A 12,324-nucleotide genomic window follows, 5' to 3' on the forward strand; every position below is an offset into this window, starting at 1 on the left:
CTCCAGAAATGCCGCGTATCCTAGCACTAACCCATCACCAGATTCTGTGGTTTGCCTGCCGCCCAGCGGTCGATGTTGTCCAGTGTGGTCGCAGCGATGGCATCCAGGGCTTCACGGGTCAGGAAGGCCTGGTGAGCCGTGACGATCACGTTGGGGAAGGTCAGCAGGCGGGCCAGTACGTCGTCCTGTAGCGGCAGGTCGGAGCGGTCCTCGAAGAACAGCTGGGCCTCTTCCTCATAGACGTCCAGGCCCAGGTAGCCGAGCTGGCCGCTCTTGAGTGCGTCGATCAGTGCCGGGGTGTCGACCAGCGCGCCGCGACCGGTGTTGATCAGCATGGCGCCGGGTTGCAGCCGGGCCAGGCTGTGCGCATTGATCAGGTGGCGGGTGTGCTCGTTCAACGGGCAGTGCAGGCTGATGATACGGGCTTCGCGCAGCAGCTCGGCCAACGGCAGGTAGCGCGCGCCCAGCGCTAGCAACTCTGGGTTGGGATGAGGGTCGTAGGCCAGCAGCTGGCAGCCGAAACCGGCCATGATGCGGGCGAAGGCGGAACCGATCTGGCCGGTGCCGACTACGCCGACGGTCTTGCCGTGCAGGTCGAAGCCGGTCAGCCCGTGCAAGGTGAAATCACCTTCGCGGGTACGGTTGTAGGCTCGGTGCAGGCGCCGGTTGAGGGCCAGGATCAGCGCAACGGCATGTTCCGCCACGGCATGCGGCGAGTAGGCCGGCACGCGCACCACGGTCAGGCCCAGGCGCCGGGCGGCGGCCAGGTCGACATGGTTGTAGCCGGCCGAGCGCAAGGCGATCAGGCGCGTGCCGCCGGCGGCCAGGCGCTGCAGAACCTGGGCGTCGAGCTCGTCATTGATGAAGGCGCAGACCACCTCGTAGCCCTCGGCCAGGGCCGCGGTGTCGAGGGTCAGGCGGGCAGGCTGGAAATGCAGGTCCACGCTGGTGCCGCTGGCGGCCTGGCTGAAGCTTTCCTGGTCGTAGTGCTGGCTGCTGAACAACAGGGCGTGCATGGTAATGCTCCTCAAGATTCACTCGGCTGCGGCCCCAGGCCGCTCTGCTCAGGCGCTCAATCTGGCCTGGACAGCCAGGCGGTCGATGGCAGCATCCAGTTCATCCAGCGCCTGCTGCGCCTGGGGGTGTTCCTGCTTGAGCAAGGTCTCGCTGCGTTGGCACGCGGCGCGCAGCTGCGGGACACCGCAGTAGCGCGAGGCGCCGTTCAGCCGGTGCACCTGCTCGATCAGCGTGGTGCGGTCGTCGGCCTCGCGGGCGGCGCGTATGGCTTCGCGGTCAGCCTCCAGCGAGGCCAGCAGCATGCTCAGCATGTCGGCCGCCAGGTCCGCCTTGCCGGCGGCCAGGCGCAGGCCTTCTTCGGGGTCGAGCACTTGCAGTTCATCGCCGCTGGCCAGTTGTTCGGTCAGGCGCTCCTGCCGTGGCGTGCCCAGGCTCAGCCCGGTCCATTTCATCACCACCTGGGCCAGTTGCCGTTCGCTGATCGGTTTGGTCAGGTAGTCGTCCATGCCGCCATGCAGCAACGCACGTTTCTCGTTGGCCATGGCGTGGGCGGTGAGGGCGACGATCGGTAGCGGGTTGCCGCTCTGGGTGTTTTCCCACAGGCGGATCTGCTCGGTGCAGGCGCGGCCGTCCATGCCGGGCATCTGCACGTCCATCAGCACCAGGTCGAAGGGCTCGTTCTGCACTGCCTGCACCGCAGCATAGCCGTTGTCGACGGCCAGCACTTCGGCCCCCAGGTCTTCAAGCAGGGTCTGCACCAGCAGCAGGTTGGCGGCATTGTCGTCGACACAGAGGATCTTCGGCTGGCGTTGTCCGTTGACGCTGTTCGCCTCGCCCAGGGGACGGCGCGGTTGCACCAGCTCCAGCAACAGACGCCGCAGTTTGCGGGTGCAAGTCGGCTTGGACAGCAGTTGGCCATGACCGTTGGGCAGGTAGGGATGATACAGCGCCTGCTCGGTAGTCGGGCACAGCACCACGCACTGGCAATGGTAACGTTCCAGCTGCTGGTGGTAATGGCCCAGCTGTTCGGGCGACAGGTTGCCCAGGTTGGCCCCGAGCACGGCGAACTCGAATGGCTGGCCGGCCTGGCTGGCGGCCTGTACGCCCTGCAGCAACTGGGCATAGGAGGTGAACAGGCTGACGCTGAGCCCGCAGTCTTCCAGCTGGTGTTCCAGCGCCTGGCGGGCCAGTTCGTGACCATCGACAATGGCTGCGCGGCGGCCCAGCAGCGGTTGCAGTGGCGGCTCCTGGAGATCGTCGTGGGCCTTGGGCAGGTTGAGGCTGATCCAGAACTGCGAACCTTCGCCCGGGGTGCTGTCGACGCCGATCTCGCCGCCCATCTGCTCGATCAGACGCTTGGAAATCACCAGGCCCAGGCCGGTGCCGCCGGGCTGGCGAGCCAACGAGTTGTCGGCCTGGCTGAACGCCTGGAACAGCGTGCGCACATCCTGGGGCGACAGGCCGATACCAGTGTCCTGCACGCTGATGCGCAACTGTGCGCTGTCTTCGTGCTCGTCTTCGAGCATGGCGCGCACGACGATGGTGCCCTCGCGGGTGAACTTGATGGCGTTGCTGACCAGGTTGGTGAGGATCTGCTTGAGCCGCAGCGGATCGCCGATCAGCGACGACGGGGTGTCGCGGTAGATCAGGCTGAGCAGCTCCAGCTGCTTGGCATGGGCAGCCGGGGCGAGGATGGTCAGGGTGTCCTGGACCAGGTCCCGCAGGTTGAACGGGATGCTGTCGAGCACCAGCTTGCCGGCCTCGATCTTGGAGAAGTCGAGGATCTCGTTGATGATACCCAGCAGGTTGTCGGCGGATTTCTCGATGGTGCCCAGGTAGTCCAGCTGACGCGGGGTCAGTTCGCTTTTCTGCAGCAGGTGGGTAAAGCCGAGGATGCCGTTGAGCGGGGTGCGGATTTCATGGCTCATGTTGGCCAGGAATTCCGACTTTATGCGGCTGGCCTCCAGAGCCTCCTTGCGCGCCATGTCCAGCTCGATGTTCTGGATCTCGATGGTTTCAAGGTTCTGGCGCACGTCCTCGGTGGCCTGGTCGATGCTGTGCTGCAGTTCTTCATGGGCATTGTGCAGGGTTTCAGCCATACGGTTGATGCCGCGCGCCAGTTCGTCCAGCTCATGGCTGCCCATGGTCGGCAGGCGTTCTTCCAGATGGCCGTCCTTGAGCTGGTTGACCGCGTGCTTGATGCGCTCGATGGGATCGTTGATGGTACGGCTCATGCGCAGCGCCAGCAGACCGCTGAGCACCAGGCAGGCGAGGATCAGCAACAGGCTGGTGAACAGGTTGCGGTAGCCGCGCAGTAGCGTGCCGTCGTGGGACAGCTCGATCTCGACCCAGCCCAGCAGGCGTTCGGCTTCGGCCGGCACGGCGTCGGTCGCCAGGTCGCGATGGTGGCCGAACACCGGCATCAGGTAGCGCGTGGCGTCATTGCCGCTGCGCTGCAGCAGTTGCATGCCGGTGCCGCCGCTTGGCGGCTGGTTGAGCATGCTCGGGCCGGCGTGGGCCAGGCGTGTGCGGTCCGGGGCCAGGAAGGCGACGGCGCGCACATCGGCTTGCTCCAGGGTCTGTGCGGCGATGCGCTCCAGTTGCGCCGGTGCCAGCCTGGCCATGGCGGGTGCAGCCAGCGGTGCCAGTTGTTCGGCAATCATCTTGCCGCGTTGCAGCAACTGGGTGCGCAGGTCGTTTTGCTGCAGCCAGGTGAAGTAGCCGCCCAGCACCAGCGCCATCAGACTGGCTGGCAGCAGGGCCAGCAGCAGGACCCGGCTGCGTATTCCCAAGCGATCGAGCACACTCGCCTCCTGTCATGTGCCTGGACGCCGTCAAGCGATGACGGCCAAGGCGGGAAGTTACTCCGCCTGCGGCAGCATTGCACCTCTTTAGTCGGTGTTTCATGCCAGTTGCCGCGCATTGGTCGCAGCGCGGTTGCCCGGCGGGCGGCGGATGCTCGATAATTGCGCAATTGAGAATGCATGGCAGTTGCCAATGAATCCCGAAGCTTTTCACAACTGCAATATCCTCGCTATCGAGGATGACCCGGTGCTGGGTGCCTACCTGCACGAAACGCTGCAATGCGGCGGCTTCCAGGTGACCTGGTGCCGCAATGGCCTGGAGGGCCTGGAAACAGCAGGGCGTCACGCCTTCGATGTGGTGCTGCTGGACATCCTGCTGCCCGGGCTCAATGGCCTGGATGCCTTGGCGCAGTTGCGCAAACGCAGCGCCACGCCGGTAATCCTGATGTCGGCACTGGGGGCCGAGGCCGACCGCATCAACGGTTTCCAGCGCGGCGCCGATGACTACCTGCCCAAGCCGTTCAGCATGGCCGAACTGCAGGTGCGCATCGAGGCGATCCTGCGCCGGGTCGCCCTCGAACGGCGCCACCGCGCCCCGCAGGCGCAGCCCGCCAGTGGTGAATTGCACTACGACGAAGGCCTGTGCGATGTACGCCTGGAGGGCCGCCTGGCTGGCCTCACGCCCAGCGAATATCGTCTGCTCGACATCCTCAACCGCAACCCCGACGAGGTGTTGAGCAAGCCGTTCCTGTACCAGCAGGTCCTGCAACGGGGCTATTCGCGGCATGACCGCAGCCTGGACATGCATGTCAGCCAGATCCGCCGCAAGCTCAAGGCCATCGGTTATCACGCACGGCAGGTCCGTACCGTGTGGGGCAAGGGCTATGTGCTCAGCGCCAGCGAGGCGCAGTGAGCCATGCTCGACCGTCATTCGTTGTTCTGGAAACTGGCCATCCTGCTAGTGGGCTTCTGCCTGCTGATGATCGGCCTCAGCTACACCTGGGGGCGGCACATGGAAACCCAGGACGCCTTTCTTTCGGCACCGGCGCAGCAGGTGTTGCGTGGTTATGCCAGCGAGGCCGAGCAGGCCTGGCGCAGCGGCGGGCGGGCAGGGCTGGACCGTTGGGTGGCAACGATGCGCCAGCGCGAACGTGGCTGGGTTGGCGTTTTCGACCTCAACCTGCGGCCACTTGACAGCGCCAGCCTCGACCCGCAGATCATGCAGCGCTTGACCCGCCTGCGCGGCGTCGACTGGCCGATGAGTCAGCGCACCGTGGGTCAGCCATGGCTGCGCATACCGTTTCCGGGGGCAGCGGAGCAGGGCTTGCTGGTGATCGAACTGCCGCAGCGCTTCAACCCCGGCCAGCACCGGCTGTTATGGCGGGTCGTCACCAACGGCATCATCCCTGGTTTGTTCACCCTGCTGCTGTGCGTAGGTCTTTACCGCATGCTGATCGTGCCGTTGAACCAGTTGCGCGAGCAGGCCAACGCCTGGCGCGCCGACCAGCTGTCGGCGCGCCTCGACTCGCGTACCATCGCCCGGCACGACGAACTGGGCGAGCTGGCCCGCGCCTTCGACCAGATGGCCGAGCGCCTGCAAGGCACCGTGGCCATGCAGCAGCAATTGCTGCGCGACCTGTCCCATGAAATGCGCACGCCGCTCAGCCGGTTGCGCGTGGCCTGCGACGGTGAAACCGACCTGCCGCGCCTGCGCGAACGCCTGTCGCGAGAGTTGGCCTGCATGCAGCAACTGGTCGAGGATACCCTGCAACTGGCCTGGCAAGACGCCGAGCGTGCGCCGCTGAACCTGGAGCCGATCGAGATTCACGCCTTGTGGGACTTGTTGGCCGAGAACGCCAGCTACGAGAGCGGCTGGTCGCTGGCGCGGCTGCGCTGTGAGGTGCCGGCCGACTGCTGGGTGCGGGGCAACCTCAATCATCTTGCCCAGGCGCTGGAGAACCTTTTACGCAATGCCATCCGGCATTCACCGGCCGAGGGTGTGGTGCGCTTGGGCGGGCAGCGTGACGGCAGCTATTGGCGGCTGTGGCTGGAGGATGAAGGTGGCGGCGTAGGTGACGAGGACCTGGAGCGGATCTTTGCGCCGTTCTCGCGGCTGGACGGCTCACGGCCCGGGGATGGGGGCTTCGGCCTGGGGTTGAGCATCGCCCGCAGTGCCATTCAGCGCCAGGGCGGCACCTTGTGGGCAGAAAACGGTAAACGCGGGCTGCGGTTGTGGATGCGCTTGCCCTTATATGCAGAGGACACCCAACAGGCAAAGCTGCCCTGCAGGACAACCACAACAGGCACATATAGCTTGTAGCTATATTCATCACAGATTGCGTGATATGGCCGCGCAGGGTTTGCCGGTATGATAGGCGCCCCTGCCGTCCGGATTGTGAAATACGCCATGACCTTGCAGTACCCAACCATCGCCGATTGCGTCGGCAATACGCCTCTGGTTCGCCTGCAGCGCATCGCTGGCGAAACCAGCAATACCCTCCTGCTCAAGCTCGAGGGTAACAATCCTGCCGGCTCGGTGAAGGACCGCCCGGCATTGTCGATGATCACCCGTGCCGAACTGCGCGGCCAGATCAAGCCCGGCGACACGCTGATCGAAGCCACCTCTGGCAACACTGGCATCGCCCTGGCGATGGCAGCGGCGATCAAGGGCTACAAGATGATCCTGATCATGCCCGACAACTCTACCGCCGAACGCAAGGCCGCCATGACCGCCTACGGCGCCGAGCTGATCCTGGTGACCAAGGAAGAGGGTATGGAAGGTGCCCGTGACCTGGCCGAGAAGCTGCAAGCCGAAGGCCGTGGCCTGGTGCTGGACCAGTTCGCCAACGGCGACAACCCGATCGCCCATTACACCAGCACCGGCCCGGAGATCTGGCAGCAGACCCAGGGCACCATCACCCATTTCATCAGCTCCATGGGCACCACCGGTACCATCATGGGCTGCTCGCAGTACCTCAAGGAACAGAACCCGGCGGTGCAGATCATCGGCCTGCAGCCGATGGAAGGTTCGGCCATCCCCGGCATCCGCCGCTGGCCCGAGGAGTACCTGCCGAAGATCTTCGACGCTACCCGCGTCGACCGGGTGGTCGACATGTCGCAGCAGGAAGCCGAGGACACCACCCGCCGCCTTGCCCGTGAAGAGGGCATTTTCTGCGGCGTGTCGTCCGGTGGTGCGGTCGCGGCCATGCTGCGCCTGTCCCGCGAGGTGGAAAATGCCACGATGGTCGCGATCATCTGCGACCGTGGCGACCGTTACCTGTCCACCGGCCTGTTCGACCTGAGCTAAATGTCCAAGAAGAAAAGCAACAGCGGTCTGCGTTTCCAGCCGGCCGGCGGCAACCGTACCTCCCAGGTGCCCGTGGGCAAGAAACAGCGGCTGGACATCGAGCGTCTGGCCGGTGACGGCCGCGGTATCGCCTTCTTCGAGGGGCGCACCTGGTTCGTCAGTGGCGCCCTGGCCGGAGAGGCGGTGGAGGCGCGGGTGCTCAACGCTCGTGGCAAAGTGGTCGAGGCCCGCCTGGAGCGGCTGCTGCAGGCCAGCCCCGAGCGCCGTGAGGCCCCCTGCCGGTACTACGGCCGTTGCGGTGGCTGCAACCTGCAGCACCTGCCGCACGAGGCACAGCTGGCGCTCAAGCAGCGTACCCTGGCCGAGCAGTTGCAGCGGGTGGCCGGCGTGCAGCCCGAGGAATGGGCCGCCCCGCTGAGCGGGCCTGAATTCGGCTACCGGCGCCGGGCCCGCGTGGCGGTGCGCTGGGATGCCAAGGCACGCCAGTTGCAGGTAGGCTTCCGCGCCGAAGCCAGCCAGGACATCATTGCCATCGATGATTGCGCGGTGCTGGTACAGCCCTTGCAGTCGATTCTGCGCCACTTGCCGACCGTGCTGCGTTCGTTGAGCAAGCCGCAGGCGCTGGGCCATGTCGAATTGTTCAGCGGCACCGCCGAGGCGCTGCTGGTGCGTCATGTCGCGCCGCTGCCAGCAGAAGACCTGGCCAGGCTGCAGGCGTTCTGCGCGCAGGCCAGGGCGCAACTGTGGCTGCAAGGCGAAGGCGAGCCGGCACCGGTGGAGCCGACAGCGCAACTGGGCTTCGCCCTGCTGCCATGGCAACTGGAACTGGCCTGGCGCCCAGGGGACTTCGTGCAGGTGAATGCCCAGGTCAACACGGCAATGATCGAGCAGGCCCTGGCCTGGCTTGCACCGCAGGCCGACGAGCGTGTGCTGGACCTGTTCTGCGGCCTGGGCAACTTCGCCCTGCCGCTGGCGCGCCGGGCGCGTGAGGTGGTAGCAGTGGAAGGCGTGCAGGCCATGGTCGATCGGGCCGCAGCCAATGCCCGGAACAACAATGTGCATAACGCACGGTTTTTTCAGGCCGATTTATCGCAGCCTTTGGCAGGCACCGGATGGGCCGCCGAGGGCTTTTCTGCGGTACTCTTGGATCCACCGCGCGACGGTGCTTTCGAGGTGGTGCAAGGCATCGCCCGCCTCAAGGCCAGACGGCTGGTCTATGTATCGTGCAACCCGGCCACGCTGGCGCGAGACGCCCAGGTGCTGGTCGGCCAGGGGTACCGGTTAAAAAGGGCCGGGATTCTCGACATGTTTCCTCAGACGGCGCATGTCGAGGCCATGGCGTTATTCGAAGCGGGCTAGCTGACTGGCCCCTTGGTGCGGCTTTCACGGAATGGCAGCCGCACGGTGATCGCCAGCGCACCTGCGTGGTGCGCTGTATGGAAAGGTAAAACAAAGATGGTACAGGTGAGAGTGCACCAGCCGGTCAACACTGACGGCAGTATCAATCTCGATGCATGGTTGGACCATGTGGTGAGCGTCGATTCGGCACTGGATCGCGCAGCGCTGAAAGAGGCCTGCGAGTTCGCCCATGAGGTCGAGAAAAAAGGTAACCCGGCCAAGCATTCCTGGGCAGACGGGACGTCCAGCTTCCAGGCGGGCCTGGAAATCGCCGAGATCCTCGCCGACCTCAAGCTCGACCAGGATTCCCTGGTAGCGGCAGTCATCTATCGCTCGGTGCGCGAGGGCAAGGTGACCCTGGCCGAGGTCAGCCAGCGTTTCGGCCCGGTTGTGGCCAAGCTGATCGACGGCGTGCTGCGCATGGCGGCCATCAGCGCCAGCCTCAGCCCGCGGCAGTCGCTGGTGCTGGGTTCGCAGGCGCAGGTCGAGAACCTGCGCAAGATGCTCGTGGCCATGGTCGATGACGTGCGCGTGGCGCTGATCAAGCTGGCCGAGCGCACCTGCGCGATCCGTGCGGTCAAGGCCGCCGACGACGAGAAACGCCTGCGTGTTGCCCGCGAGGTGTTCGATATCTATGCGCCGCTGGCCCACCGCCTGGGTATCGGCCACATCAAGTGGGAGCTGGAAGACCTGTCCTTCCGCTACCTTGAACCCGATCAGTACAAGCAGATTGCCAAGCTGCTGCATGAGCGGCGGCTGGACCGCGAGCGCTTCATCAGCGACGTGATGAACCAGCTGCAGAACGAACTGCTGGCCACCGGCGTCAAGGCCGACATCAGCGGTCGGGCGAAACATATCTATTCGATCTGGCGCAAGATGCAGCGCAAGGGCCTGGAGTTCAGCCAGATCTATGACGTACGTGCGGTGCGCGTGCTGGTGCCGGAAATCCGCGACTGCTACACCGCACTGGGTATCGTGCACACGCTGTGGCGGCACATTCCCAAGGAGTTCGACGACTACATCGCCAACCCCAAGGAAAACGGCTACCGCTCGCTGCACACCGCGGTGATCGGCCCCGAGGGCAAGGTGCTGGAGGTGCAGATCCGTACCCACGGCATGCACGAGGAAGCCGAACTCGGGGTTTGCGCCCACTGGCGCTACAAGGGCACCGACGTCAAGTCCAGCTCCAACCATTACGAAGAAAAGATCTCCTGGCTGCGCCAGGTGCTGGAATGGCACGAAGAACTGGGTGACATCGGGGGCCTGGCCGAGCAGTTGCGGGTCGATATCGAGCCGGACCGGGTCTACGTGTTCACCCCGGACGGCCACGCCATCGACCTGCCCAAGGGGGCTACCCCGCTGGACTTCGCCTACCGCGTGCACACCGAGATCGGTCACAACTGCCGCGGCGCCAAGATCAACGGGCGCATCGTGCCGCTCAACTACAGCCTGCAGACTGGCGAACAGGTCGAGATCATCACCAGCAAGCACGGCAACCCCAGCCGTGACTGGTTGAACTCCAACCTGGGCTATGTCACCACCTCGCGCGCGCGGGCCAAGATCGTGCACTGGTTCAAGCTGCAGGCGCGCGACCAGAACGTCGCTGCCGGCAAGACCTTGCTCGAGCGCGAGCTCAGCCGCCTGGGCCTGCCTCAGGTGGACTTCGAGCGCCTGGCCGAAAAGACCAACGTCAAGACCGCCGAAGACATGTTCGCCTCGCTTGGCGCAGGCGACCTGCGCCTGGCTCATCTGGTCAACGCGGCCCAGCAACTGTTGGAGCCTGAGCGCATCGAGCAGATCGAACTGGTGCCGCGCAAGCCAACCGGGCCACGGAGCGGCAAGCGTGGCGACATTCAGATCCAGGGTGTCGGTAACCTGTTGACGCAGATGGCCGGCTGCTGCCAGCCGTTGCCGGGCGACGCCATCGTCGGCTACATCACCCAAGGCCGCGGCGTCAGCATCCACCGTCAGGACTGTGCCTCGGTGCTGCAGTTGGCAGGCAAGGAGCCCGAGCGCATGATCCAGGTCAGCTGGGGGCCGATTCCGGTGCAGACCTACCCGGTCGACATCGTCATCCGTGCCTACGACCGCCCGGGTCTGTTGCGCGACGTGTCGCAGGTGCTGCTGAACGAGAAAATCAACGTGCTGGCGGTGAATACCCGCTCGAACAAGGAAGACAACACCGCGCTGATGTCATTGACCATCGAGATTCCCGGCCTGGACGCGTTGGGGCGCCTGCTGGGGCGGATCTCGCAGTTGCCGAACATCATCGAGACGCGGCGTAATCGTACGCCTTGACACTGCGGCGCCTGCTTCGCGGGGTGGGTTGAACCGCGAAGCAGCCACCACCGAAGGACTCCTGCTCAGATGACCTACACCCTTGACGACCTGCTGCACCTCATGGCCCGCCTGCGCGACCCGCAGTACGGCTGCCCATGGGACCTGCAGCAGAACTACGCGAGTATCGTCCCGCATACCATCGAAGAGGCCTACGAGGTCGCCGATACCATCGAGCGCGGCGATTTCGAGCACCTGCAAGGCGAGCTGGGCGACCTGCTGTTCCAAGTGGTCTACTACAGCCAGCTGGCCCGCGAAGAGGGGCGCTTCGAGTTCGATGGCGTGGTCGACAGCATTACCCGCAAGCTCATTCGCCGCCACCCGCATGTGTTCCCTACTGGTGAGTTGTATGCGCCGGTAGACACGCCAAGCCTGACCGAGGCCCAGGTCAAGTCACGCTGGGAAGAAATCAAGGCCGAGGAGCGCGCGGAAAAAAACCAGCCCGAGCAGTTGTCGCTGCTTGACGACGTACCGGCGAATTTGCCGGCATTGTCGCGTGCCGCCAAACTGCAAAAGCGCGCGGCCACCGTCGGTTTCGACTGGCCTGAGGCATTGCCGGTGCTGGACAAGGTCCGCGAGGAACTGGACGAAGTGCTGCAGGCCATGGCCGACGGCGATGCCAATGCGCTCGAAGATGAAATCGGCGACCTGCTGTTCGCCACGGTCAATCTGGCCCGCCACCTCAAGCACGACCCGGAACACGCCCTGCGCCGCGCCAACCGCAAGTTCGAACAGCGTTTTCGCTTCATCGAACAGGCCTTGCGCGACAGTGGGCGCCCCATCGAGGATTGTAACCTTGACGAGCTGGACGCCCTTTGGGGTGAAGCCAAACGTCAGGAAAAGAACCTGCCCAGCTGCGGCTGAGCTGTTGCATAAGTGAGTGAACATTCATGAGCCTTTCCCTTCGCGACCAATTGCTCAAAGCCGGTCTGGTCAACCAGAAACAGGTTTCCCAGGCCAACAAGGCCGAGAAGAAACAGAAACGCCTGGAGCACAAAGGCCAGGTCGAGGTGGACGACAGCCAGCAGCGCCTGGCCAAGGAAGCCATGGCCGAGAAAGCCAGGCGTGACCAGGAACTGAACCGCCAGCAGCAGGAAAAAGCCGAGCAGAAGGCCCGTGCCGCGCAGATCAAGCAACTGATCGAAGCCACCCGGCTGCCCAAACTGAACACCGAGGACTACTACAATTTCGTCGACGACAAGAAGGTCAAGCGTATTGCCGTCAACGCCCTGATGCGCACCAAGCTGAGCAACGGTGCGCTGGCCGTGGTGTCATTTGCCGGTGGTTACGAGGTCATCCCCCGCGAAGCGGCGGTGAAGATCCAGGAGCGCGACCCCAGCCGTATCCTGCTGCTCAACACCCATGTCGAGGAAGCGGACGAGGATGACCCGTATGCGGCGTACAAGATCCCCGACGACCTGATGTGGTAAACAGCAAAAACCCCGCCTTGGCGGGGTTTTT

At 64.6% G+C, this 12,324-nt stretch carries 9 protein-coding genes; 7 read left to right on the forward strand and 2 right to left on the reverse strand.

Annotation, left to right across the window (positions count from 1 at the left end; all coding sequences use genetic code 11):
• Positions 1-26: 26 nt before the first annotated feature.
• Entirely contained in the window at positions 27-1,016 is a 990-nt protein-coding gene (locus tag B4L76_RS15525; RefSeq protein WP_296233701.1) for a 2-hydroxyacid dehydrogenase, read from the reverse strand.
• A 48-nt stretch (positions 1,017-1,064) separates the two neighbouring features.
• On the reverse strand, positions 1,065-3,821 hold the full coding sequence (locus tag B4L76_RS15530; protein ID WP_296233703.1) for a response regulator: 2,757 nt from the start codon (positions 3,819-3,821) through the stop codon (positions 1,065-1,067).
• Between the two features lie 193 nt (positions 3,822-4,014).
• On the opposite strand from B4L76_RS15530, the gene B4L76_RS15535 reads away from it, so the two are divergent.
• From B4L76_RS15535 to B4L76_RS15565, 7 genes are all read left to right on the forward strand, one after another.
• A complete protein-coding gene (locus tag B4L76_RS15535; RefSeq protein WP_296233705.1) occupies positions 4,015-4,734 on the forward strand; it encodes a response regulator transcription factor in 720 nt (239 codons plus the stop codon).
• Positions 4,735-4,737: 3 nt separating this feature from the next.
• A complete protein-coding gene (locus B4L76_RS15540; RefSeq protein ID WP_296233707.1) occupies positions 4,738-6,141 on the forward strand; it encodes a sensor histidine kinase in 1,404 nt (467 codons plus the stop codon).
• A gap of 87 nt (positions 6,142-6,228) precedes the next feature.
• Entirely contained in the window at positions 6,229-7,128 is a 900-nt protein-coding gene (cysM, locus tag B4L76_RS15545) for a cysteine synthase CysM (RefSeq protein WP_225776674.1), read from the forward strand.
• Positions 7,129-8,487 carry a 23S rRNA (uracil(1939)-C(5))-methyltransferase RlmD gene (gene rlmD / locus B4L76_RS15550; protein ID WP_296233709.1) on the forward strand — a complete coding sequence of 453 codons (1,359 nt, stop codon included), beginning with the start codon at positions 7,129-7,131 and terminating at the stop codon, positions 8,485-8,487.
• A gap of 96 nt (positions 8,488-8,583) precedes the next feature.
• On the forward strand, positions 8,584-10,824 hold the full coding sequence (gene relA / locus B4L76_RS15555; protein WP_225776676.1) for a GTP diphosphokinase: 2,241 nt from the start codon (positions 8,584-8,586) through the stop codon (positions 10,822-10,824).
• Between the two features lie 69 nt (positions 10,825-10,893).
• Positions 10,894-11,727: a nucleoside triphosphate pyrophosphohydrolase gene (gene mazG / locus B4L76_RS15560; protein WP_296233710.1), complete on the forward strand. Its 834-nt coding sequence runs from the start codon at positions 10,894-10,896 to the stop codon at positions 11,725-11,727.
• 26 nt (positions 11,728-11,753) lie between these two features.
• On the forward strand, positions 11,754-12,293 hold the full coding sequence (locus tag B4L76_RS15565) for a DUF2058 domain-containing protein (RefSeq protein ID WP_296233711.1): 540 nt from the start codon (positions 11,754-11,756) through the stop codon (positions 12,291-12,293).
• The last annotated feature ends 31 nt before the right edge of the window (positions 12,294-12,324 follow it).

Origin of the sequence: Pseudomonas sp. UBA4617, assembly GCF_002386445.1 — a bacterium.
Lineage (GTDB): Bacteria > Pseudomonadota > Gammaproteobacteria > Pseudomonadales > Pseudomonadaceae > Aquipseudomonas.